Source organism: Exiguobacterium sp. s166 (assembly GCF_018618855.1).
Lineage (GTDB): Bacteria > Bacillota > Bacilli > Exiguobacteriales > Exiguobacteriaceae > Exiguobacterium_A.
The window spans coordinates 36,341-59,430 of record NZ_JACSMU010000007.1 but is presented as its reverse complement, the minus strand read 5'-3'; the positions used below and the strand labels follow the sequence as shown (position 1 = coordinate 59,430).

The following is a 23,090-nucleotide window of genomic DNA, read 5'->3' as shown; positions in this document are numbered from 1 at the left end:
AAATGCATGAAAAAATCCCTTCTCAGCCCAGTATGAACTGGTATTCAGAAGGAATCTTTGTCTAAAAAAAAGCTCTTCGAAAATAGTGTTTAACGAGTAGCTAACCAACTTAAAAACACTTGGAAATCAAGCGTTGTCCGTGCTGCATAGGCACTCGACCACCGTTGAATTTGACGGGTGAATTCTGTATCCAATACCCCAATCGATTCGATGATGACGACGTCCGCATGATGGTTTAAGACATCAATCTCAATTCCTGCATCCATGTCGGCCCGTGCATGGATTTTGGCGGTAATTTGACCTTGAATCGAAAGGACGTTTTCGAGGTCATCCTGGCTTTTAATGTGTTTTGCTTTCAACTTTTTTTTGTATGGAGAGCGTTCCCTTACATAATATTCTTTCTCTTGCATCGTCACATAACCGAGATACGGATCCTCATGTGCCTGCATGGCCTTTTGTGACGTGATAATCCGGCGACCTTGGTGAACCGTCTCAACCTCCTGCAAATACACCGGGACAAACAAGGACGGCACAGAAGACTGGGCTTGCTTCATCTCAAGAATCAAGTCTTCATGCTCTCCCCCTTTTCCTTCGACCAAAATATAATACCGCTCAAGACCGATCGAAGCCGTTCCGCTGTCGAGTTTATAGACGATATCCTTAATGTCATAGAATCCGTCCTCTTGCCGATCTTCAGGATCAATCGTTGCGATATATTCCGGCCAAACGGCTTCAATTGCTGCATAAGTCGAGGCATCCAGCCGCTTCATATCCGGTAAATCAGTGAACTGACGTTGTCCATCGACGACAGTCGTCCGTTCTCCCAGTAATTCCGCCTTCTTTTTCTCTGCTTTTTTAATCAGTTTACGGATCGGACCTTTCGTGTTGTCGATCGTAAAGCAGACCTTGCTTGGATTTTTCCCTTTGGCATATTGGCGTAAGTCATCTAAGTAATGTTGAATGTAGGCTGCAATGGCTGGCTCTGCATCATACCCCGCTTCTTCCGCAAACAATTGGACGGAGACCGCCATCCGAATCAAATCGTACAGATAAGAACCGAGATACCCTTCGTCAAAGTCATTGACGTCATAAATGATTTCACCCTTGGCATTACCATGAACCCCGAAGTTTTCAAAATGGAGATCACCTTGAATCCAGGTCGGTGTCTCAGGGGGCGTATCAAATCCGAGCGGAATCCGTGTCACATCATAATAAAACAAATGTGAACTGCCGCGGAAAAAGAGAAACGGGCTGGTACTCATCTTTTGATACTTCGTTTGCCGTGCTGCTTCATCCAGTCCACGGACTTCATGATCGTAAAAATCCAGTACTTTCGCGATGGTCAGCTGTCGAATTTCTTCATAGACTTGTGTAAACATACAAAACCCTCCTTTTTCTAGAAAAAAGACAGCAAAACGAATCCGCTTTGCTGCCTGCCTGTTGACTTCATTCGAAGTGTTTTTTATATTCCCCATATCCTGCCGAATCAAGCTCTTCTACCGGAATAAACCGGAGTGCTGCCGAATTGATGCAGTAGCGGAGACCACCAAGCTCGGTCGGACCGTCATCAAAGATGTGACCAAGATGACTGTCTGCATTCGCGGAACGGACTTCTGTCCGTGTCATGCCGTGTGTCGTATCGAGTTCCACTTCCATCTTGTCCTCGGAAATAGGTTTGGCGAAGCTCGGCCATCCGCAGTTCGAGTTAAACTTATCTTTTGACGTAAAGAGCGGTGTCCCGTCGACGATATCAACATAAAGTCCCGGTCGTTCCTCATCCCAATATTCATTACGGAAAGCCGGTTCCGTCCCGTTTTCCTGCGTAACTTTATACTGAATCGGCGTCAGACGTTGTTTCAGTTCCTGTTCTTTTCCCTGATCCTTCCAGGCTTCCTTCACGAACTTGGCACGTCCCGATCCGACACTGTACATCTGATAACGGAACGGATTTTTTTTGTAATAATCCTGATGGTATTCTTCTGCCGGCCAAAACGGGTTTGCCGGACGGATGTCGACTGCTACAGGACGTGAAAAACGTCCAGAGGCGTCCAGCGCCGCTTTCGAACGTTCTGCGGCTTGCTTTTGTTCTTCATCGACATAAAAAATTGCCGGTTCGTACGATTGACCACGGTCATTGAACTGTCCGCCGCCGTCCGTCGGATCGATTTGCCGCCAAAAAATTTCAAGTAACTCATCGTATGAAATGACAGACGGATCATACGTCACTTCCACCGCTTCTAAATGTCCTGTCGTTTCAGAACAGACCTCTTTATAAGTCGGGTTTTCTGTATGACCACCTGTATAACCGGAAATGACTTGTTCGACGCCATCATATTTATGAAATGGCTTGACCATGCACCAAAAACAGCCACCTGCGAATATTGCTTTTGCCATCTAGCTTCCCCTCCTCTGTATAGGTCTATTTTAACGCGTTCCGCGCCACTACCCTACTATCTTGCTCAGTCACTCTTCAGGATTCGCTTTTAGACGGCGCATGACAAAATAAATCGCCGCAAATACTAAAATCAATCCACCGAGTGAATACCATATGTTATTCATACGGTACAGCATCTGATAGATGGCTAACGTCACAAGCAAAATCGCAATCGGGATGAATGCCCGTTTAAAGTGATACCAATAGTTCACTGAGGTCGCCTCCATTTTTCTTTTATCTTATACGATTTTTTACTGTTTGATATGCTTTTCTAGATTATTTCTTTTTCAACATCCATCAAAAAAAGCCGACTCCGTTTGAAACGGAATCGACTTTTACCTTACGAACGCGGATGTTTCGGGAATTCCATTTCTGAATAAGGAACGACCGATGTCCGGTTTTTAAATTTATGACCTAACCAGAAAGCAAGGAATAACGGAATACCGACATATGTCGCGGCGATTCCAACCCAATCAATTTGATCCGCGAGGAATGCGGCATAGTTTTGACCGACGATGACAAGGAAACAAAGTCCGAAGGCAAAGAGCGGTCCAAACGGGAAAGCAGGTGCAACGTACGGCAAGTCACTGAGTGAATGACCTTGCGCAAGGAATCCTTTACGGAAACGGTAATGGCTGATCGCGATACCGAGCCATGCGATGAAACCGGTCATCCCGGAAGCATTCAACAACCAGAGGTAGACCTGTCCGCCAAACATCGATGTCAGGAAGCAAAGTGCGCCGATTGCCCCAGTTGCGAGCAAGGCATTACGGGGAACACCGTTTTTCGAGACTTGTGCGAACATTTTCGGCGCGTCACCTTGGCGTGCCAATGTGTACAGCATCCGTGTCGATGCGTACATCCCGGAGTTCCCGGCTGATAAAACAGACGTCAGGATGACGGCGTTCATCAATGCTGCCGAGAACGCGAGACCGGCTTTTTCAAAAACAAGTGTGAACGGACTGACTGCTACATCGGTAATATCGTTTGAAACCAGGTTCGGACTTGTATACGGAATCAACATGCCGATGACAAAAATCGCAAATACATAAAAGAGAAGAATCCGCCAAAAGACTTGTTTAACAGCTTTCGGGACGTTTTTTTCCGGATCTTCGGATTCGCCTGCCGCGATTCCGACAAGTTCGGTTCCCTGGAAGCTGAAACCGGCGACCAAGATGATACCGATAACGGCTGGAATGCCTCCGACGAATGGTGCATCACCTAATGCAAAGTTTTTAAAGCCGACCGGCGCTTCTGATGTGAAGACACCAAAAATCATCGCGACTCCGACAATCAAGAAGATGATGACTGTGACGACCTTGATCATCGCGAACCAGTATTCGGCTTCACCGAATCCTTTAACGGAGAAGTAATTTAAACCAATCATCAGTAACAAGAAGATGGCACTGAAATAAAAACCTGGAACATCCGGGAACCAGTATGTCATGACGATTTGGGCCGCAACGAGTTCAACGGCAATCGTGACTGCCCAGTTGTACCAGTAGTTCCAACCGAGTGCAAAACCAAACGATGGATCAACGAACTTCGCACCGTAGGTCGAGAAGGAACCGGCGACCGGCATGTAAGCGGCCATCTCACCAAGGCTCGTCATTAAAAAGTACACCATCAATCCGACGACCGCATACGATAACAGGGCACCGCCCGGACCGGCAGCTGCAACGGACGCACCGGAGGCAATGAATAAACCGGTTCCGATGGCTCCGCCAATCGCAATCATCGACATGTGACGGGCTTGCAGACCGCGTTTTAATCCTTCTTCAGTTGAATCGAGTTTTCTTTGGGGTTGTAAAGTATTCATCTTATTCGCTTCTCTCTTTTTTAAATTTTTGAGAGGACACTTTTTGAATCGAAAAAAAACAAAAAGCGCCCTCACCTTCCAGAAGGAAGATGAGAACGCAACATAGTAAAAAGGATGCGCCCCATTCTACCGTCGTGAAAGATAGCTCCCCACAAGTCAGATCTGACCTGTGACAGTATTAGACCTGTTCGATCTAATCCCAATCGATCATCTTCAAAGCGATGATTGATTTCGGCAATTCTTCCTTTTCAGTCACCTCATCTGCCGCTTGACGACATCCGTGACTGTACTTATAAGAACTGCAACCTCCATCCCACTGGTTGAGTGAGAACTAATTAAGTTAGTTATAATTTCGTTATTACTTCGTCATGTTACACAAAACGTCTTCAAATTGTCAATTCTTTTTTTGAAATTCCCGCTATCCGTGGTAAAATTCCGTAATTTTTAGTACACTAAATTATAGAAGTTAACCGAGAGAAAGGATGTTGCTTGAATGCCACAAGAACGTGATCAACTGACCTATCGATTAGAGGAACAAATGCGGGTCATTCTCCGGACATTACGCCGCGAACTCAACCGACTGTTTGAAGGAACCGCGACGCGGAGTGAATTTTTCATTTTGCGCAGCCTGTCCGAAAATGGTCCCCAACGTCCGACTCTACTCGCAGAACAGTTTGAGCTTGCGACAAGTCAGGTAACGGCTTTGACTGATCGTCTGTATAAAGCCGGATTCGTCACGCGGACGCGTTCGACGGACGACAGAAGATCGATTGTTTTAGCATTGACGGCCGAAGGTGAAGCCGCTTTCCGCGAACTTGAAATCGTCCGCCGGAAATATCTCCAAGACCGTTTTGGTACACTCACCGAAGAAGAGCTTCATGCGATGGTCCAGGTCTTCGATAAGATCCTTTTAACGATGGATGAAGAGGCTGTTTCTTCCTAAAAATTGTTTTAAAAAAATATTTATTTTTTTCGCTGACAAAGTTCACTTGACTGTGTACTTTGTCTTTTTTTTCGACTTGCCATGTTTCCCTAAACATTTTTCCATTTCTTGCCGTTATTAAAATGGGTATACTAGAACTATCTTATTGGAAATGCGTTTACGAGGAGCTGGGAGGATTTGTTGTCCATCATGAATAATTTCATCATCAATTTTTGTCTACTGTTTACAACGATCACTCTTTTGTTTCTACCTTTTCGAAATCACCCGCGGATTACACCGAACACGAATCTGAACATCCGACTCGTGTTAGGCTTCATCGCCGGATTGATTTCTGTACTCTTGATGTTCAACAGCATCCAGATCGATGTCGCCCGGATTGATTTACGAATTGTCCCCATCGTCATTGCCATGATGTTCGGCGGCTTACCTAGTGCACTCGTCACCGGCACCATGATTATCGCAACACGTTTTGCCCTGACGCCTGTCGAACAAATCGATGCTGCCATCCTGTCAACAATCGTCATCGCACTGTTCATCCTGACGATTGCCATCGTCCGGCGCTACATCCGGATGACCTTCTGGAACTTCGAACTGATGATCGGGATCGGTATTCTCTATTCGTTGCCGGCCATCTATCTATTGACGAGCAGTTGGACGACCTTCATCGAAATATCACTGACTTACATATTTTTTAACCTGATTGCCGGTTTTGTGACCTATCACCTGTTGACAGAGTTGCGACGCCACTTTGAAAACATCCAGTATCAACAAAAGCTCGCCATGACGGATGCCTTGACGGGCCTCGCTAACCGGCGCCGGCTGGATGATTCCTTGTCCCTTGTCGGTTCAGCAGAAGACGGGTATTCGCTTGTCTTGATTGATATTGATTTCTTTAAGCACGTCAACGATACGTACGGTCATGATGCCGGAGACGATGTTTTACGGCAACTCGGTACGACATTAGCATCACTGGCACGGCCGGATGATTTAGTCGGGCGTTACGGGGGCGAAGAATTTTTAATCATTCTCCCGAATACATCACTCGTCGATGCGAAAAACATTGCTGAGCTTGCCCGGACGACGGTCGCACGAAATCTGTTCCCGACGACGGCGGTCCCTGACTTACAGATTACGATTTCGCTGGGTATTGCACATTCCAGCAGCTCGCATACGTCTCTTGAGGCTTTACAGCAGGCGGATAAGGCATTGTATCATTCGAAAGACAGCGGACGGAATCGGAGTACGAATTACACCAAAAAACTGGAACTCGAACAAGCCTGATCACTGCCCTTTCCCGTCACTCGGTGAAAGGGCAGTCTTTTTTAGGTATTCTTTTCTACTGTTCCAGCCGATTGTTCCGGAAAACCGATACTTTTGACTGTTCCGAAAACAATCATCCGGCTGAGCTGGTCCGCCATATAGGCCGCTGAATAAGGACGACCGTTTCGTAACCAGGAAATCAATAGTCCGAGCTGTCCACCGATCACGTAGTTCAATAATAAATCACGATCAACCAATTGGGTTTCATTGACGGCATGTGCTTCAAACACACGTTGATAGTTTTCTTTTAACGTATCCAAAAAGCGCGAAATGAACGTTTTTACCGGACCATTCAACAACATCGTCCGGTAAAATTGTTCATGTTGCTCAATATGGATGAAAAGCCGTTCGAAATAGCGGCTGACCCGTTCGAGCGATGGATAGTCCGGTGATGTGATTCCTTGAATCCGGATCGCTTCCACAAGAAGCCGCATATGATCGTCTACAATCTGATTCATCAAATCATATTTATCTGTAAAGTGTGCATAGAACGTCGATCGATTGACAGCCGCCCCATCCGTCAACATCTTGACTGTGATCGTTGAAAAAGGATGATGGTCAAGCAAACGAAACAATTCTTTTGTAATACGGTCACGTGACCGCTTTGGTCGTGGATCTTGCCCTGGATTCATCTACTGGAACCACCTTTTTTTGATATTGTATCCGTTCTCATCGACTTTTCCAACACTTTGTCGGAAATTGTCGGTTGTATGTTGATTCCTTCTCCATATAATTAACTATATTAACTACTCCTCCCCCAGAGGAGTAGTTTTTATGTTACGACTGGGGAACTCAGAGTACACGAAAGAAAGGATGCATTTCATATCATGAACATGAAAAAAGTATTATTGATTAACATTTTGACACTGGTTGTTTTAATCGGTGGAGGCGCGATCGGCTATTACTACTACGATCAGGCGACAAGTTATGTGAAAACAGACAATGCCAAGATCGACGGAAAAATGATTACAATCGCAAGTCCCGGTGCCGGTAAACTGATGGACTGGACAGCAAAAACAGGTCAAACGCTCGACAGTGACACAACGTTAGGTCACGTCATGATGGCACAAGCTGGTCAAAAACCGGTCAGCACGGCTGTCTCTATGCCAACTAAAGCAACGGTCGTTCAGTCGATGGCGACAGAAAACGGCGTCGTTGGTGCAGGAACACCACTTGCTTATGGTTTTAACTTAAATGAGCTTTGGGTAACAGCAAACGTCGAAGAAACAGAGATCGATGAAGTTAAAGTCGGACAAACCGTCGATGTTTACGTGGACAGCTATCCAGACACGACGTTATCCGGTGAAGTCGAACAAATCGGTATGACGACGGCTGGAACATTTTCGATGATGCCGTCTTCAAACGGAACGGCCAACTATACAAAAGTTGCGCAAGTCATTCCTGTAAAAGTTTCGCTTTCACAAGAAAAATCACTCGACATTCGACCTGGTATGAATGTGACCGTCCGCATTCATAAGGATTAAGGAGGGACGTCTATGTCTACGACCTTCCTCTTTGGATACATTGCCTTTATGGTTGTCACGATCATCGGTGTCAACCTGATTGTCCGGCGTGCACGTCCAGCCGTGGCCGGTGATGTTCCCGTGCCCGACCATCTCGATAACGTTCCTGTAACGCCTGCACCGCAAGTGCAAGAGCGGACGCCGTTAGCGACCGCAGATATCAGTATTCCAAAAGTCTTGACGGTTCTCTTGATCGGGATGTTCATCGCGATTTTGAATCAAACGTTGATCAATGTCGCTTTACCTGTCTTAATCAATGATTTTAACGTCTCGACCTCGACGGCACAATGGTTGACGACCGGATTCATGCTCGTCAATGGTATCTTGATTCCAATCAGTGCCTTTTTGATGCGAAGTTATACGTTTCGTCAACTGTTCCTCGTTTCGATGACATTGTTCTTCTTCGGCTCCATCATTTGTTCGATGGCGATGAACTTTCCGGTCATGATGATCGGACGAGTCGTACAAGCAGCCGGTGCCGGTATTTTGATGCCACTCGGCTCAAACGTCTTCATGACGCTGTTTCCGCCGCATAAACGTGGAGCAGCGATGGGCATGCTCGGAATCGCGATGATTCTTGCTCCCGCAATCGGTCCGACGATTACCGGCTATGTCATTCAGAATTACGATTGGCATGTCATGTTTTACGGAATGGCCTTTTTCGGTCTTCTGACACTCTTACTGGGTGTCGCTTGGTTTAAACTCGTTCAGCCTTTATCCAAACCGAAATTCGATGCACTTGGTGTTGTCTTCAGCACGATTGGTTTTGGAAGTCTATTGTACGGCTTCAGTGAAGCCGGTAATGACGGGTGGGACAGCCCGCTTGTCATCAGCACGATTCTGATCGGTATCTTAGGAATCGCAGCGTTCGCCCTTCGCGAACTTTCAATGGATGATCCGATGTTGAATATCCGTGTGTTGAAAGTACCGGAGTTTTCGTTCACGCTATTCATCAATATCATCGTCACGATGGCGTTGTTCGGCGGGATGCTTCTGCTTCCGATTTACTTGCAAAGTATTCGCGGTTTCTCACCGGTTGATTCCGGTCTCCTGTTATTACCCGGATCATTGATCATGGGAATCACGGGTCCGATTGCCGGTCGACTATTTGACCGGTTCGGCATCCGACCGCTCGCTATTTTCGGATTGACGTTAATGACCTACGGAACGTGGGAATTGACACAACTCGATATGAATACCTCTTACAATTCGATCATGGGCATTTATATGCTTAGGTCGTTCGGAATGGCTTTCATCATGATGCCGATCATGACCGCCGGTATGAACGCCTTGCCGATGAAGATGATTCCACATGGGAATGCAACACAAAATACGTTGCGCCAGGTTGCCGGGTCAATCGGGACAGCGATTCTCGTCACAGTCATGACGCGGCAAACAACGGCTCATCTCGCAGATGATGCCAATCAGTTTACGACACTTGATCCAACTCTTTCACAGCATTTGAATGAGCTTGGACAACAGCTCGGTAGTCCGCAAGCAGCATCTGTCAGCTGGATGACGCAGTTGACGAAACAAGCCACAATCAGTGGAATCACGGATGCCTTTTGGGTGGCTACCGTCTTATCTGCTGTTGCCCTGATTTTGTCGCTTTTCATGCATGGAAAAAAAGAACCGAATCTCGATTAAGACTTTTCCAGGACCCGTTGACGGCACATCGTCAACGGGTTTTTAGTTGTTTGCCTTTGCACTTCTTTCCTAAAATCGCTACACTAGGGTCATTGAGTTTCATATCTAAAAGGAGATGCTGTATGGTTGCCTTTCTGCAATTTTATGCGTTCATCTTTGCCTGCTGTTTTGCCTGGCAAGTCGGACGCCCTTCATCCTGGTCTCAAAAGGTCACACGTGCCTTTTTAATCAGTATCAATAGTCTATTTATCTTTTTCCGGGCGTCCGTGTCCATCTTCCTGTTAATTGGACCGTTATTGCTTGTTTCTTACGTCTTATTTCCGAACTTATTATACTTCGCCGGACCTTTGTCCATCATCATCAGCATACTTGTCATCGGTCTGCTCGATCGGCTCGTCAGCTTCGTCATCCTGCCGATTATCCGTTCGTTCTTCCTGAAAAAAAACCGGATGATGCCGCAATTACTGGAAGCCGCCCTTTATACATGCTCGATGGGTGTGTTCCTGTACGTGAATTTGACAGTCGTACCCGGCGTACAGATTAACGTGATGATGGCCGTTTTCTTCGGCTTCACACTCTATTTTGCACATTACTTGTTTGCTTTATTCCGGATTCGCCAACTCAAGAAAAAAATAGCTTCTTCATCTGAAAAACGCTGATTCAAACCAGCGTTTTTTTAATTAACCGTTGACAATGATAATCGTTATCAATTATATTCTAAGAGTACTTACGTCAGGAGATGATCAATATGAACGCTCGACAACTGATTTTAGAACGACGGTCCGTCCGTGCTTATACCGATCAACCGATTCCAAATGAAATGATTGAAGAAATTCTCGAGGCTGCCATCTACGCCCCGACTCATAAATTGCGTGAACCTTGGCGATTTGTCCTTGCGAATGAAGAAAGCCAAGTCCGGTATGTCGATCAATTGATGCGTTTGCTTGCCCAGCGGGGGCAATTGGATCAAAAAACAGATGAACAGCGTCAGATGATGCGTCAAAAATTTGCTGAGGTCCCCGTTTACTTGACTGTTTTGTATGAAGTAAAAGGAACAGAAGATCAGCAGATGGAAGATTTGCTCGCGACCGCCGCCATGATTCAAAACGTTCAACTCCTCGCGACTGAACTGGGTTTAGGCTGTTGTTGGAAAAGCGGAAAACATTGGTTCACGGAGGAATATGCTGAAATGATCGGTGCTTCAGAAAGCGAACGTGTCGCAGGAGTCATTCAATTCGGCTGGCCTGCCTTGATTCCACCACTGAAAAAACGAACGGCTGCACGTGACAAGTTAACGCACTTCTAAATCGGTGCGCATTCTGCGAGCTACCCCTGCTCGCGCCAATCAAGCCCCATCATAATAGTTAAAGCGTTCATCTTTTCATTCCCTCCCCAAACGGAATCGTGAAAGATGGACGCTTTTTTTGATGTCTGATTCTGAACGACAAATAAAGGTGGCGGATTTAGTATCCACCACCTCTGTTCTGTTTCATCTGTTTCGATTCAATAAATCAAACGGTCTTCAGTTCTTCCGGACGCATCGATGCATCCGGGAGCGCTCCCGTCAAAATATGATTGACGATCCGTTTCGTCGCCTGTCCATCTTGATATGTGAAGAACCGGCCCGCGAACTTTTCAATCTGTTCGGGTTCAAACTGATTCGCCTTGATCCAGGAAATGACGTCATTGAATGACGAGACAATCGGTCCCGGTACAAATGATTCGTACGGAAAGTAAAAATCACGTTCTTCCTTATACGAGTTCAAATCGTTCACGAGGAAGATGATTGGTTTTTTCAGTAAAGCAAATTCAAAAATAACGGAAGAATAATCGGTCACTAAAATATCCGCCACCTGCATCAAGTCATTGATGTCCGGATAATCCGTCATATCGATGATTTGATTCGAAAACTCTGTCGGCACGACCGGTCGGTTCAAGACAAACGGATGCATCCGTAACAATAGAATATGATCCGGTCCCAGTTGTTCACGAAATTGCTGGAAATCGAGTTCCTGATCGTAATGCGCAGTTGTTTGTCCATTTCCACGGAACGTCGGCGCCAGTAAAATCAGCTTTTTCGACCGCCATTCGGGATACTGATCATACAGTTTATGCTCAATCTGCACTTGCCGCTCCCGGTTTAACAACTGATCCGTCCGGGGAACGCCAAACGGATGAATTCGGGTTGAATCCATACCAAAAGCTTCAGCAAACGGTGCGATGCAAGCCTCTCCCGAAACATAGACTTTCGAATAGTTCCGGTGTATATCCACCATTTTCAAATAATCGTCATCCGGCGAATAGGACTTATCGAGGACACTGTAACCAAATTTCTTGAATGCCCCACAGGCGTGCCACAGCTGGATGACTTCTGTTCCTTTACGTAACGTCGAGACATAGACGGGATAATAATAGTCATCAATAATGAAGTAGCGGGCCGTCGCCAGTTCGTATGTCGCACGCATCATGTGGAAGACGTACTTGGTTTGTCCCACTACATTTTGCGGGAAACGTTTCAATAAAAACACATACTGAAATCCGAGTTCACGACTTTCAAGTTCATCATAAACAGCGCGGAAGTTATCGACGAGCTTATCCGAACGATACGTCGCGAAGACGACTTTTTTTGTCTGTACCGGAAAGAACTTCGAGATCCAATACGTCACCACAAGCAAATAATGGACCGTTCGTCGCTGAATCAAACGCAGTTTCTGTTTCATAAGATCCCTTCTCTTTCCACTTTCATTCTTACATGCACCATTCCATGACGGTTTTACCGAAACGGTTCGTCAAATCACTTTCAAATGCTTGATGGATATCTTCGATTTGTCGAATCTGGAATACACCGGAAACCAGGTTGGACAAATAAGCTGGAATATCTGGATACTGCTGATACAATTCCATCGTCCGTGCGAAATCAGCCGGTGTACTCCGACTTGATCCATAGACACGTAATCCCTTTTCAAGAATCATCCGCGTGTTGACGGCGACCGGTTCTTCCGAAACGCCAAGCAATGCCATCGTTCCTTCAGGAATAATGTAATCAATCATCTGATTGATCGCATATTGACTGCCGATTCCACCCACACATTCGAATCCGTGATTAAACGAGACATCATCCGGAATTTGATCGATATGATACGTTTCATCCGCAAACGAGAAATAATCCAACTTCGATTGTGTTTTTCCGAAAACGAGCAATTTTGCTTCCGGATACAATTTACGTAACATCAAGGCTGTGATGAATCCGAGATTTCCATCTCCCCAGACGCCAAATGTTTCACGGCGGCTGTGAGCAATCTGATCGAAGCGTGTCATGGCATGAACGGAGACACTGACAAGCTCCGTGAAAGCCGCGACTTCCGGATCGAGATCAGCCGGCACTTCGACGAGACGATCCGGTTTGATGAAGACATAATCCTGCATGTAGCCGTCATAACCGCTCGAGCGGAAACGGCTTGTCCGCAAGTAGTTTTCTCCGATAATGTCATCCGTTTCCGACGGTGTGTTCGGAACCATCGCGACCAACGTACCGATCTTAAACGTGCCTGACGGATCATGCACTACTTTACCGATGCCTTCATGAATCATCGCCATCGGTAACTTTTTCGCTAACACTTCAGCACTGCGGCTACCCGTGAAGTAACGTTGATCCGCGTGACAAATCGATAGGAAAGTCGGACGAACGACGACCCGGTCTGAATTGAGTGACCGTTCGTCATACGTCACCTCGATTTGGCGTGGTGCCACGAGTTGATAGACTTGGTTAATCATTGGTGAATCCGCTCCTTCAGAATAGCATTGGCGATGCGGAGATCGTACGGTGTCGTTACTTTAATGTTGAACAATTCACCTGTGACGAGAGCGACCGCTTCACCTTTAAGCAAGAGAATCTTACATGCGTCTGTCAAAATTGCCCGCTCATCGGTTGATAATGCTTCGTAATGATTTTTCAGTTTCGTAATTTGGAAACTTTGCGGCGTTTGTCCCTGATACATTTGATCACGGACCGGAATATCGGAAATCGTTTTTCCGTCCGTCGAAGCGACAATCGTATCAATGGCTGAGATGACGGTGTCACACGCTCCGTATTCGAGTGCTGTCGAAATGTTTTCTTTAATGATCCGGTGTGTCAAGAACGGACGGACTGCATCATGTGTGACGATGACATCCTCGTCTGACAAACCGTTTTTATTTTCAATCCAGTTGATAGCTGCCATGATGGACTCGTTGCGGTCACTTCCGCCTGCCGTGATGACGATCCGCTCATCGGTCCCAATGTATTTCTCCAAGATATCGCGTGTATAGTTGATCCACGCCGTTGGAGTCACAATGATGATTTGATCAAAATCTTCGTGTAACAGAAATTTTTCCACGGTATGCACGAGGATCGGACGTTCTCCGATTGACAGGAATTGTTTAGGACGATCGACATTCCCCATTCTTGTTCCTTTTCCGCCAGCTAAGATTGCTGCATAAATCATCTTGTATCGCAAAGGACCCACCCAATAGACAATGGCGCTGCCATGGGTCACTTCGCTTCCCTCCCTTGTAAAAAAAGTTTTTTTGTTGTTTCCACTTACCAGCGATGTGGGTATGTCTCACAATATGTCTTCTTTCGACGATTCTATCCACCTAAAGCAAAAAAAATAGATAAAGTTCTATTTTTTTTGCTTCATCACGATATAATGATGGGTGATTTCTAATATCACTATACTATGTTCGTGATGATTTTAAAAATCTGTCATTGTTGTGTAAATGCATTGTAATCATTTAAGCGAGGAGAGATTGTTTTGGCAGAAGAAACACAGATGCCGATATTACAGGCACACGTTAACTATCTAGAACTGGCGGGAACAAAATTCCGCTTCGAGGCTCGTCTTTTCGGATTAACTGATTTCCTTCAGGCCGAACAGCTGCTTTTTGAGAATCCTGCTGTCCCTGAAGTCACAGAAGAAACACAACCGGAAGATGAATACATCCAGTCCGAGGCGCCGGCGGAACCGATCCCTTTAGAACGGGCTATCATTTTCCGTAACAAACGAAATAAACGGACATTCATTCTTCGTTTCCCGTTTGAAGGTGACTGGACAGAAGAAACATTCAGCGGAGAGCTTGATCTCAATCACCTGACCCCGACCGGGCGCCCGTTGCCGATGGGTTATTTCGATGCGTTCTTCGGAATCGTCCAAGGAAAATCAATTTTACATGAAGCTCCATTCGGTGATACACGTTCCTTGATTCCGATCATTTACCGTGTTGAAACAAAACATAGTAATGTCTTGCTCAAACTCGAATATGAACTGGTCGTCCAGTATTCAGAATACAGCAATACCCTAGGTTTTCATTCCCTTAAGCAAGGAGAGACGAAACGTTTTATCCGCTTGATTGAAAAATTCAACAAAGCGAAGAAGAATTGGCGGAAACGCGCGTTTAAATTCCGTCGCTTTACATTCAAGAGTATTTACAATGTCACGAAATGGACGCAACCGATCCAAGACAACAAAGTGGTATTTGCTTCGGATTCCCGAAGTGATGTCAGCGGGAATTTTGCCTATATCTTAAACGAAATCGAACGCCGGGATTTGAACCTTGACGTTAAAACGTTCTTCAAACCTAATTTGCAGTCCCGTCGCGATTGGCGTGACAAATTTACATTGCCGTATCATCTCGCGACGGCCAAAACGATTTTAGTTGATGATTTTTATCCGATGATTTATCCGCTCAGCATCCGGAAAGGAAGCGACCTTGTTCAAGTCTGGCACGCAGTCGGAGCCTTCAAGACATTCGGATACAGCCGTCTTGGCAAGCCGGGTGGTCCAAGTGCCAACTCGCTCAGCCACCGGAACTACACGAAAGCCATCGTCAGTTCGCATAACGTCGCCCGTCACTATGCGGAAGGATTCGGATTACGGGAGGATCAGGTCATCGCAACCGGAATTCCCCGGACAGATATGTTCTTTGACCAAACCTACATCGCCGATGCAAAAGAACGGATTTACGAAGAATATCCTGTCTTTAAAACAAAAAAAGTCATCATGTTCGCACCGACTTTCCGTGGGAACGGCGCGAAAAGTGCCCATTATGATTTCAGTCAACTCGATTTGGATGCTTTGTATGAAGCTTTCCATGAAGACTATGTCTTCGTTTTGAAGATGCATCCATTTGTCCGCCGCCGGATGGAGATTCCGGAAGTCTATGCTGACTTCTTCCTCGACTTGACGGATCATCGGGAAATCAACGAATTACTGTTCGTCTCTGATATTTTGATTACCGATTATTCATCGACGTGTTTTGAATTTTCACTGCTCGACCGCCCGATGTTATTCTTCGCCTATGATTTGGAAGATTACATCTCAAAACGTGACTTCTATTATGACTTTGAAGAATTCGTTCCGGGACCAATCGTCCGTACCTCGGAAGAGTTGATTGAACGGATTAAGAACGAAGATTTCGAGATGCAAAACGTCAAAGCCTTCGCGGAATACTTCTTCGAGCATCAGGACGGAAAGTCGAGCCAGCGTTTCGTCGATCAAATCATCCTTGGAGAAAACAAATGAATCCAACACCAAAACCAATGACCTTTTCCTATGATCATTGGCTCGGGAACTACAAAGTGCTACTGATTTTCATGGTCGTGTTCGGACACCTGATTGAAACGTTCCGTAATCTTGATGGAAACGATCCGGTCCAAATCGTCTACAACATCATTTATTTACTGCACATGCCGGCCTTCATCTTCATGAGCGGATATTTTTTCAAGGAAGTCAGACCAAAACGAATCTTTTCGTTTGTCGTCCTTTATTTCATCTGGCAATCGATTCATGAAGTCTATCTCGCTTATGTTAATGAAAAGACAGTCGATGGATTAGTGGATGGTCTCCTGCATCCGCTCGTTCCGAGCTGGACACTCTGGTACCTGCTCGGAATCATTATTTGGCAAATCGTGACACCGGGATTCCTGACCTTACGTTATCCGTTGTTGATCAGCATTGCGTTTGCTCTGCTGATTAATGCTAATCCGGGTTCGATCACGAACTTCCTGTCCTTACAAAAGGTCATCAGTTTTTATCCGTTCTTCTTGATGGGATATCTCGTCAAAGAACGGGGATGGCTCGCGGACGGACGGATTCGTGACCGGATGACGTCCCCCCTCGGTCGTTTGACCGGATTACTCGTTTCTGTTTCCATCGCCATCGCTATGACCATTTGGACAAAAAACGGATTCGATACGGTCTGGTTGTTCTACCGGGACACGTACGGTGAATTTGATGTCCCGGTACTCAAAGGCGCATTAATTCAGCTCTTTTTGTACGCGGTCAGTACCGTAATGATTTTTTCTGTATTAATGATGATTCCACACCGTTCCTTCGGTGGTCGGTTTGATCAAATCGGGATTCAGACGTTGGCGATCTATCTGTTACACTCGTTCATCGTCCGGCTGTTTCGGGATTCGGTTCCACCATGGATTGCCGAGTCGCCGGTGCTCCTGATCGGTTCATCCTTCTTGCTCGCCCTGTTCTTCGTTTGGATTTTATCGAGTCGTCCGGTTGTTCGACTGTTTCGACCGTTATTGTCACCAAATGTCAACTGGCTGTTCAAGAAAACATCGTAAACTTTTCTTCAAAAAAAGCACCTGATGCCAGGACCAGATCTCGCTTCTTGAGATTTGGTCCTTTTTGTATCGGTACGATAAAATTGACAGGATCTTTGCCTTGAAACTAAGATAGTAGAGGTTGCTATAATAAACGCTTACACAAGCGTGCAGAAAGAAGGGATCCCCTTGCAAGCGGATCAACGTAAAAAATTAACGGTCCTGATGATCAACATGTTCATCGCCGTCGGGAGCTTCGGGATCATCATTCCGATTCTGCCCGCTTACTTAGCTTCAATCGGTCAAGGCGGTACAGCTGCCGGTCTGATGATCGCGATTTTTGCCGGTGCCCAGCTCGTCATGTCCCCGGTCGCCGGGAAATGGGCCGATCAATACGGTCGCCGCAAGATGATCATCTACGGTTTGATTGGACTGACGTTATCGATGTTCGTCTTTTATTTCTCGAACTCGGTTACGATTCTTTACATCTCCCGGGCCATCGGCGGTGTCGGTGCGGCGCTTCTGATTCCGGCAATCTTTGCCTATGTTGCGGATATCACGACGATGGATCAGCGCGCGAAAGGCAACAGCTTCGTCTCTGCTGCGATGTCACTCGGGATCGTCATCGGTCCCGGGATTGGCGGCTTCCTCGCCGAGTTCGATCTGAAGTTGCCGTTACTTGTTTCGGCACTCGTCTCACTTCTAGCCGTCTTATTCAGTGTCATTCTTCTTCAAGAAAGTGACGTCCATGACGCGACGGCGATGGCGCCCGACGAAGGCTCCATGTGGAAAAAGCTTGGCGCATCGTTCCATAAGCCGTACTTCGTTCCGCTCGTCATCACACTCGTCATGAGTTTCGGATTGATGGCCTATGAATCAGTCCTCGGCCTGTTCGTCGACAACCAGTTTGGCGCCTCTCCAAAAGACATCGCCATCATGGTGACGTCGACCGGCATCATCAGCGTCATCGCTCAGATTTTCGTCGTCGATAAGTTATCACGCAGTCTCGGGGAAGGCAAAGTCCTGAACATCTTCCTGTTGATCGCGACGCTTGGCTTCTTGTTGTCACTCCTGACAGCAAGTTACGGCGGCTTCTTCGCCGTCACACTCGTCATCTTCCTTGCGACGTCGATCCTGCGTCCTGTTTTGAACACGATGATTTCAAAACTGGCCGGAAACGAACAAGGATTTGCGATGGGGATGAACAACGCCTACATGAGCATCGGAAACGTCCTCGGTCCGACACTGGCCGGACTGTTATATGATGTCAACATTCTTTACCCGTTCATGCTTGGACTTGTCTTCCTGGCCGTGACACTGATCGGATCTGTCATTTGGCAACGCCGTCAGTCCCGTTTGATTAAAAAGATTGAACAGACATCTTGATTCAGATGTCATAACAAAAGCAGGAGGTCGTCCGATTGGATTGTCGGAGAACCTCCTGCTTTTTTCATATGGTATGGAAACATCAGCCATGCAACGTCGTCCGGTCCCACCAAAGCGCCTGCAGGAAGCGGAGGGTTTTGACAAACGTTTCGACGACGAGCAATACAAGTAAAAATGCCGTGAATCGTAAATCAAGGACATGATTCAGGACTAGTCCTAACAGGAGCGTCGTCACGAAGACACGTCGTGTCAGCTCAATTGAAGATACCTCGAACGTCGTGACGATACTGAGTCCGATACTGTATACCAACAGGCCGACCAAGATGCTGACAGGGACGGTTTCCGTTGTATAATCGACTAGCAGATACATACTTATAATCAATCCGATCAAAGCTACCCAGTACGTGTATCGCATAGATGTTCCTCCCTATTGATCACATCATAGCAAATTCTGAACCCTCGATTTTCAGTATCTCGAAACAGGCGAACGGAAAACTGAAAATCCTTTTATCCGTACTGTTTTTGATGAGCTTTCTTTAATTTTAAGTACTCTTCATCCGCCCGGATCAAATCCCATTTTTCTTGAAAGATTTCCGCGGATTTTGCTTTTTCCGGATCAATTTCCCGTTCGTTTAATTCACCGGTCTCTTTATTTTTGTATTTGCGTCCGCCTTTGTAATTCGTATAACGGCGTGCCCGCGTATGCCCCATTTGGATGAACTTTCGTGCCATGTCCATTCCGACGAAATCTCCGGCCTCTTTATAGTCGAGGTACATCTGATAAATCTTTTCGGAAGATTCTTTGGCAATTTCCGGCGTCTTGAACCGCCAGTGCGGTAGGATTTCCCCTTTATACGGTTCGACGAGCAACACACCCTGTTCGCCCCGCCCGACCCGGTATTTTTCCGGTTCCTTCCGAAAATCCGTCGTCTTGAAGTCCAAATCGTAATCAAATGCCATTTTCACCGCCTCCTTCTATTGAAAGATTCCCGGGAACGTCCGGCTTTAATCGTGTGGATACAGTCCGGTCGTATACACAGCGGTTAAGGTTTTAGCGATTTCCGCAATCGATGCCGTCGTCTCTTCCCGGACGACTTCGAACAAATACATTTCATTGGCGAAAAACCAGCCGCGTGCGACGAGTGTCGGATTCAAGTCCGGACGCGCCAGTCCCGCCGCTTGCGCATAGTGAATATCACGACTGATCCGTTCAATGAACCGCTCGCGAATCTGTTTCCACTTCGTCCGGATGACATAGGATACCCCGATTGCCTGCTCGACGACCCGGAGCATCTCCCGTTCCTGTTCAGCAAGCTGTAAAAACGCCGTTGCCTGCTGCTCGATTTGCTTTTTGGCCTCTTCAGCTGTTCTGGGCTCAAACGGCTGTTCCGCTACTTGATGGAAACGATCCATGACGTCTTCCATCAGGACAATCAGCAGTTCATCCTTCCCTTCAAAATGAACGTATGCGGTTCCATAGCCGACACCGGCCCGTTTGATGATTTGTGAAATCGTCGTTGTCTGAAAGTCATTTTCAAGAAAGACAGCCCGGGCTGCGACAAGCAGTTTTTCCCGGGTCCGGACTGTCCGCAAATGCCGTTTGTCCATTTTGGATTCATTTGATTTCATCATAATCAACTACCTCTCCTGATTCTCTATCCGATAATATTGACACAGTGTCAATTTGTTTGCTACGCTTTTGTCAAAATTGATTACTGATTCATTTAAGGAGGAACGGACATGGCATTGACCGCTAAGCGTGAAGAAGCAATCGAACGAGACGAACAGGATCGACTGGCCCCTTACCGGAACGAATTTTATCTGCAGGAAGGTTCGATTTATATGGATGGCAACTCGCTTGGCCTGTTGTCGAAACGGGCGGAAGCCACGTTACTCGAATCGCTCGCCGATTGGCGGGAACTCGGGATTGACGGATGGATGAAAGGTCGGCACCCCTGGTTTGACTTGTCGGAAAAACTGGCTGCCTTGAACGCACCGCTTGTCGGTGGACGTGCGGATGAAGTCATGGTGACCGGTTCGACGACGGTCAATCTGCACCAGCTGGTCGCGACCTTCTTTGCTCCGTCCGGACGACGGACGAAAGTTTTAGCCGACAGTTTGACGTTCCCGTCTGATATTTATGCGCTGCAAAGCCAGCTCCGGTTGCGCGGACTCGATCCGGCGGAACACCTCGTTCAGGTCGAAAGCCGCGACGGACGGTTTCTTGATGAAGCGGACATCATCGCCGCAATGACTGATGACATTGCCTTGATCGTTCTGCCGACCGTTCTTTACCGGAGCGGACAAATTTTAGATATGGAACGGCTGACCCGCGAAGCCCATGCCCGCGGGATCCTGATCGGCTTTGACGGCTGTCATTCCGTCGGCGCGATTCCCCATGCCTTTCATGACTGGGGCGTCGACTTTGCGTACTGGTGCAACTACAAACATTTGAATGGCGGTCCCGGTACGGTCGGTGGATTATTCGTCCATGAACGTCATTTCGGAACATTGCCCGGTCTGACCGGTTGGTTCGGTTCCCGTAAAGACAAACAATTTGATATGAATCATACGATGACACCTGCCGAAAACGCCGCTGCCTTCCAAATCGGCACACCACACGTTTTAAGCCTCGCCCCGCAAATCGGTGCGCTCGAATTGTTTGCAGAAGTCGGCATCGATGCCGTTCGGACAAAATCACTGGCACTGACCGACTACATGATGGCGCTCGTCGATCAGGAATTGACGCCGTACGGCTTTGTAATCGGAAATCCGCGTGACGACACACGACGCGGCGCTCACCTGAGTCTCGAACATCCGGAAGCGGCACGGATTTGTAAAGCGCTGAAAGCCCATCAGGTCATTCCTGATTTCCGGGCACCGAATATTGTCCGCCTGGCCCCTGTTGCCTTGTATAATAGTTTTGAAGACGTCTATGAGGTCGTTTCGATTTTGAAAACGATCATGGACGAAAAACAGTACGAACAATTTAAGAACGAACGCGAAGTCGTCGCGTAAGGAGGCTTTATGAAAGAACATCCTACTGAATTACGGCGTGACTTAAAAACACGCCAACTGACGATGATTGCGATGGGCTGTGCGATCGGAACCGGTCTTTTCCTCGGAAGCGGTCTCGCGATCAGTCTTGCCGGACCGAGTGTTCTCGTCAGCTATGCAATCGGCGCTTTCATCGTCCTGCTGTTGATGGGCTGTCTTGCGGAAATGACCGTCGCCCATCCGACCTCCGGCTCATTCGGCACGATTGCTGAAATGTACATCAGTCCCTATGCCGGTTTCCTTGTCCGATATTCTTACTGGGTCGCCAATGTCTTGGCCATCGGCGTCGAAGTCAGTGCCATCGCCATCTACATGAAATATTGGTTCCCGGACGTCCCCGGTTACATCTGGATTTTCGTCTTCGCAGCGGCGTTGATTTATATCAATGCCACGACCGTCAATACGTTTGCGACGTTCGAATACTGGTTTTCTGTCATTAAAATCAGTGCCATCCTGATGTTCATGATTCTCGGTGCGTACCTGGTCTTCGGAAGCAATTCACCTGAGATTGGTCCCCAAAACTTCACGAATGACGGCGGCTTCATGCCGTTCGGTTTTTCCGGTCTTTGGATTGCCGTCTTCATCTCGCTGTTCAGTTTCCTCGGAACAGAATTAATCGCCGTCACAGCCGGCGAAGCAAAGGATCCGGATGTTGCCGTGCCGAAAGCACTGAAGGCAACGGTCTTCCGGCTGTCGACGTTTTACGTCATCACGATTGCTTTGATGCTCATGATCGTTCCGTGGCAACAGGCCGGCGGTGTCGATGAAAGTCCGTTCGTTAAGGTCATGGAAATGTTGTCGATTCCCGGTGCGGCCGGCATCATGAACTTCATCATCCTGACAGCTGCGTTATCGGCGATGAACAGTCAGTTGTACGCTTCAACGCGAATGATGTATTCATTGTCGAAAGCAACTTACGCCCCCCGGATCTTCAGTCGTCTGAATGCGAAAGGTGTGCCGCTCTTTGCACTCGCTGTGTCGACACTCGGCATATTCCTTGCTGCCGTCATCAGCAGTCAATCGAGTGTCTCCTATCCGTTCATGATGGGAATTTCGATGTTCGGGGCCATCTTCACCTGGTTCATGATTTTCATCTCCCATCTCTATTTCCGGAAAGCCTGGGAACGGGACGGTGGACGGAAACTGCCGGTCCGGATGATGGGCTATCCGTATTTGACGGCGCTCGGTGCCCTCTTGTTATTTGCACTGGTCATCACGACCTGGTTTACCGATTTCCAGATCGTCTTGAAGTTTGGTATTCCGTGGTTGATTTTCCTGACGATTGCCTATGTGTTCTGGAAACGCAACAACCCGCCGCAAGCGGATCAGACAAAACGTTCACAATCACTTTAACGTAAAGGGGAACG

General features: G+C 47.1%; 22 protein-coding genes and 1 riboswitch. Of the genes, 11 read left to right on the top strand and 11 right to left on the bottom strand.

Translation table 11 applies throughout. The features are described from left to right. Positions 1–89: 89 nt before the first annotated feature. The 4 genes from KNP93_RS13425 to KNP93_RS13410 form a co-directional block, all read right to left on the bottom strand. The gene (locus KNP93_RS13425) at positions 90–1,379 is read right to left on the bottom strand and encodes a DUF2252 domain-containing protein (RefSeq protein ID WP_214855741.1); all 1,290 of its coding nucleotides are present in this window, start codon (positions 1,377–1,379) and stop codon (positions 90–92) included. Positions 1,380–1,446: 67 nt separating this feature from the next. Continuing rightward, positions 1,447–2,394, bottom strand: coding sequence for a peptide-methionine (S)-S-oxide reductase MsrA (gene msrA, locus KNP93_RS13420; RefSeq protein WP_131503236.1), 948 nt, complete (start codon positions 2,392–2,394; stop codon positions 1,447–1,449). 69 nt (positions 2,395–2,463) lie between these two features. After that, a complete protein-coding gene (locus tag KNP93_RS13415; RefSeq protein WP_131503235.1) occupies positions 2,464–2,646 on the bottom strand; it encodes a hypothetical protein in 183 nt (60 codons plus the stop codon). Between the two features lie 128 nt (positions 2,647–2,774). Beyond that, a complete protein-coding gene (locus KNP93_RS13410; RefSeq protein ID WP_131503234.1) occupies positions 2,775–4,253 on the bottom strand; it encodes an amino acid permease in 1,479 nt (492 codons plus the stop codon). A 134-nt stretch (positions 4,254–4,387) separates the two neighbouring features. Continuing rightward, positions 4,388–4,572: riboswitch (Lysine riboswitch) on the bottom strand. A 174-nt stretch (positions 4,573–4,746) separates the two neighbouring features. Between KNP93_RS13410 and KNP93_RS13405 the strand changes: the two genes are divergently transcribed. Next, the gene (locus KNP93_RS13405; protein WP_131503233.1) at positions 4,747–5,196 is read left to right on the top strand and encodes a MarR family winged helix-turn-helix transcriptional regulator; all 450 of its coding nucleotides are present in this window, start codon (positions 4,747–4,749) and stop codon (positions 5,194–5,196) included. A 189-nt stretch (positions 5,197–5,385) separates the two neighbouring features. Further along, a complete protein-coding gene (locus tag KNP93_RS13400; protein ID WP_251138826.1) occupies positions 5,386–6,477 on the top strand; it encodes a GGDEF domain-containing protein in 1,092 nt (363 codons plus the stop codon). 41 nt (positions 6,478–6,518) lie between these two features. On the opposite strand, the gene KNP93_RS13395 is transcribed toward KNP93_RS13400, so the two are convergent. Beyond that, positions 6,519–7,148 (bottom strand): TetR/AcrR family transcriptional regulator, encoded by a 630-nt coding sequence (locus KNP93_RS13395; RefSeq protein WP_131503231.1) that lies wholly within the window; start codon positions 7,146–7,148, stop codon positions 6,519–6,521. Between the two features lie 195 nt (positions 7,149–7,343). Here KNP93_RS13395 and KNP93_RS13390 point away from each other — a divergent pair, with 195 nt between their 5' ends. From KNP93_RS13390 to KNP93_RS13375, 4 genes are all read left to right on the top strand, one after another. Then, positions 7,344–8,000: an HlyD family secretion protein gene (locus KNP93_RS13390; protein ID WP_214855738.1), complete on the top strand. Its 657-nt coding sequence runs from the start codon at positions 7,344–7,346 to the stop codon at positions 7,998–8,000. Positions 8,001–8,012: 12 nt separating this feature from the next. Then, entirely contained in the window at positions 8,013–9,686 is a 1,674-nt protein-coding gene (locus KNP93_RS13385; RefSeq protein ID WP_214855735.1) for a DHA2 family efflux MFS transporter permease subunit, read from the top strand. Between the two features lie 122 nt (positions 9,687–9,808). Further along, positions 9,809–10,345: a hypothetical protein gene (locus KNP93_RS13380; protein ID WP_214855732.1), complete on the top strand. Its 537-nt coding sequence runs from the start codon at positions 9,809–9,811 to the stop codon at positions 10,343–10,345. An 89-nt stretch (positions 10,346–10,434) separates the two neighbouring features. Beyond that, positions 10,435–10,992, top strand: a complete 558-nt coding sequence (locus tag KNP93_RS13375; protein ID WP_131503227.1) for a nitroreductase family protein — start codon at positions 10,435–10,437, stop codon at positions 10,990–10,992. Positions 10,993–11,197: 205 nt separating this feature from the next. Here the strand turns inward: KNP93_RS13375 and KNP93_RS13370 are convergent, their stop codons facing one another. From KNP93_RS13370 to KNP93_RS13360, 3 genes are read right to left on the bottom strand one after another with little or no spacing between them, the layout of a single operon-like run. Further along, positions 11,198–12,406, bottom strand: coding sequence for a CDP-glycerol glycerophosphotransferase family protein (locus tag KNP93_RS13370; RefSeq protein ID WP_131973425.1), 1,209 nt, complete (start codon positions 12,404–12,406; stop codon positions 11,198–11,200). Between the two features lie 28 nt (positions 12,407–12,434). Continuing rightward, complete coding sequence (locus tag KNP93_RS13365) at positions 12,435–13,460, bottom strand: ribitol-5-phosphate dehydrogenase (protein ID WP_131503225.1); 1,026 nt, start codon at positions 13,458–13,460, stop codon at positions 12,435–12,437. Beyond that, the gene (locus tag KNP93_RS13360) at positions 13,457–14,170 is read right to left on the bottom strand and encodes an IspD/TarI family cytidylyltransferase (RefSeq protein ID WP_026829555.1); all 714 of its coding nucleotides are present in this window, start codon (positions 14,168–14,170) and stop codon (positions 13,457–13,459) included. Before KNP93_RS13360 ends, KNP93_RS13365 begins: the two co-directional genes overlap by 4 nt. A 327-nt stretch (positions 14,171–14,497) precedes the next feature. Here KNP93_RS13360 and KNP93_RS13355 point away from each other — a divergent pair, with 327 nt between their 5' ends. The 3 genes from KNP93_RS13355 to KNP93_RS13345 all read left to right on the top strand — a co-directional run bounded on the left by KNP93_RS13355 (position 14,498) and on the right by KNP93_RS13345 (position 18,666). Continuing rightward, positions 14,498–16,246: a CDP-glycerol glycerophosphotransferase family protein gene (locus KNP93_RS13355; RefSeq protein WP_131503435.1), complete on the top strand. Its 1,749-nt coding sequence runs from the start codon at positions 14,498–14,500 to the stop codon at positions 16,244–16,246. Next, positions 16,243–17,301, top strand: a complete 1,059-nt coding sequence (locus KNP93_RS13350) for an acyltransferase family protein (RefSeq protein ID WP_214855729.1) — start codon at positions 16,243–16,245, stop codon at positions 17,299–17,301. The genes KNP93_RS13355 and KNP93_RS13350 overlap by 4 nt, the downstream gene beginning before the upstream one ends. 168 nt (positions 17,302–17,469) lie before the next feature. After that, positions 17,470–18,666, top strand: coding sequence for an MFS transporter (locus KNP93_RS13345; RefSeq protein ID WP_131973428.1), 1,197 nt, complete (start codon positions 17,470–17,472; stop codon positions 18,664–18,666). Between the two features lie 82 nt (positions 18,667–18,748). On the opposite strand, the gene KNP93_RS13340 is transcribed toward KNP93_RS13345, so the two are convergent. From KNP93_RS13340 to KNP93_RS13330, 3 genes are all read right to left on the bottom strand, one after another. Continuing rightward, a complete protein-coding gene (locus KNP93_RS13340; RefSeq protein WP_131503222.1) occupies positions 18,749–19,081 on the bottom strand; it encodes a hypothetical protein in 333 nt (110 codons plus the stop codon). 92 nt (positions 19,082–19,173) lie between these two features. Then, positions 19,174–19,626 carry a DUF4385 domain-containing protein gene (locus KNP93_RS13335; RefSeq protein ID WP_131503221.1) on the bottom strand — a complete coding sequence of 151 codons (453 nt, stop codon included), beginning with the start codon at positions 19,624–19,626 and terminating at the stop codon, positions 19,174–19,176. 45 nt (positions 19,627–19,671) lie between these two features. Then, the gene (locus tag KNP93_RS13330) at positions 19,672–20,295 is read right to left on the bottom strand and encodes a TetR/AcrR family transcriptional regulator (RefSeq protein ID WP_214855805.1); all 624 of its coding nucleotides are present in this window, start codon (positions 20,293–20,295) and stop codon (positions 19,672–19,674) included. Positions 20,296–20,406: 111 nt separating this feature from the next. On the opposite strand from KNP93_RS13330, the gene kynU reads away from it, so the two are divergent. Both kynU and KNP93_RS13320 read left to right on the top strand, forming a co-directional pair. After that, positions 20,407–21,684 (top strand): kynureninase, encoded by a 1,278-nt coding sequence (gene kynU, locus KNP93_RS13325; protein ID WP_131503220.1) that lies wholly within the window; start codon positions 20,407–20,409, stop codon positions 21,682–21,684. A gap of 9 nt (positions 21,685–21,693) precedes the next feature. Continuing rightward, positions 21,694–23,076 carry an amino acid permease gene (locus KNP93_RS13320; RefSeq protein WP_131503219.1) on the top strand — a complete coding sequence of 461 codons (1,383 nt, stop codon included), beginning with the start codon at positions 21,694–21,696 and terminating at the stop codon, positions 23,074–23,076. Positions 23,077–23,090 lie beyond the last annotated feature (14 nt).

What these genes read in the sequence shown, in the direction of transcription:
- KNP93_RS13370 (WP_131973425.1), bottom strand. Translation starts at nt 12,406, where the DNA reads ATGAAACAGAAACTGCGTTTGATTCAGCGACGAACGGTCCATTATTTG.
- KNP93_RS13340 (WP_131503222.1), bottom strand. Translation starts at nt 19,081, where the DNA reads ATGCGATACACGTACTGGGTAGCTTTGATCGGATTGATTATAAGTATG.
- KNP93_RS13395 (WP_131503231.1), bottom strand. Translation starts at nt 7,148, where the DNA reads ATGAATCCAGGGCAAGATCCACGACCAAAGCGGTCACGTGACCGTATT.
- msrA (WP_131503236.1), bottom strand. Translation starts at nt 2,394, where the DNA reads ATGGCAAAAGCAATATTCGCAGGTGGCTGTTTTTGGTGCATGGTCAAG.
- KNP93_RS13405 (WP_131503233.1), top strand. Translation starts at nt 4,747, where the DNA reads ATGCCACAAGAACGTGATCAACTGACCTATCGATTAGAGGAACAAATG.
- KNP93_RS13350 (WP_214855729.1), top strand. Translation starts at nt 16,243, where the DNA reads ATGAATCCAACACCAAAACCAATGACCTTTTCCTATGATCATTGGCTC.
- KNP93_RS13355 (WP_131503435.1), top strand. Translation starts at nt 14,498, where the DNA reads ATGCCGATATTACAGGCACACGTTAACTATCTAGAACTGGCGGGAACA.
- kynU (WP_131503220.1), top strand. Translation starts at nt 20,407, where the DNA reads ATGGCATTGACCGCTAAGCGTGAAGAAGCAATCGAACGAGACGAACAG.
- KNP93_RS13335 (WP_131503221.1), bottom strand. Translation starts at nt 19,626, where the DNA reads ATGGCATTTGATTACGATTTGGACTTCAAGACGACGGATTTTCGGAAG.
- KNP93_RS13390 (WP_214855738.1), top strand. Translation starts at nt 7,344, where the DNA reads ATGAACATGAAAAAAGTATTATTGATTAACATTTTGACACTGGTTGTT.
- KNP93_RS13380 (WP_214855732.1), top strand. Translation starts at nt 9,809, where the DNA reads ATGGTTGCCTTTCTGCAATTTTATGCGTTCATCTTTGCCTGCTGTTTT.
- KNP93_RS13365 (WP_131503225.1), bottom strand. Translation starts at nt 13,460, where the DNA reads ATGATTAACCAAGTCTATCAACTCGTGGCACCACGCCAAATCGAGGTG.
- KNP93_RS13320 (WP_131503219.1), top strand. Translation starts at nt 21,694, where the DNA reads ATGAAAGAACATCCTACTGAATTACGGCGTGACTTAAAAACACGCCAA.
- KNP93_RS13330 (WP_214855805.1), bottom strand. Translation starts at nt 20,295, where the DNA reads ATGAAATCAAATGAATCCAAAATGGACAAACGGCATTTGCGGACAGTC.
- KNP93_RS13375 (WP_131503227.1), top strand. Translation starts at nt 10,435, where the DNA reads ATGAACGCTCGACAACTGATTTTAGAACGACGGTCCGTCCGTGCTTAT.
- KNP93_RS13385 (WP_214855735.1), top strand. Translation starts at nt 8,013, where the DNA reads ATGTCTACGACCTTCCTCTTTGGATACATTGCCTTTATGGTTGTCACG.
- KNP93_RS13360 (WP_026829555.1), bottom strand. Translation starts at nt 14,170, where the DNA reads ATGATTTATGCAGCAATCTTAGCTGGCGGAAAAGGAACAAGAATGGGG.
- KNP93_RS13400 (WP_251138826.1), top strand. Translation starts at nt 5,386, where the DNA reads ATGAATAATTTCATCATCAATTTTTGTCTACTGTTTACAACGATCACT.
- KNP93_RS13425 (WP_214855741.1), bottom strand. Translation starts at nt 1,379, where the DNA reads ATGTTTACACAAGTCTATGAAGAAATTCGACAGCTGACCATCGCGAAA.
- KNP93_RS13410 (WP_131503234.1), bottom strand. Translation starts at nt 4,253, where the DNA reads ATGAATACTTTACAACCCCAAAGAAAACTCGATTCAACTGAAGAAGGA.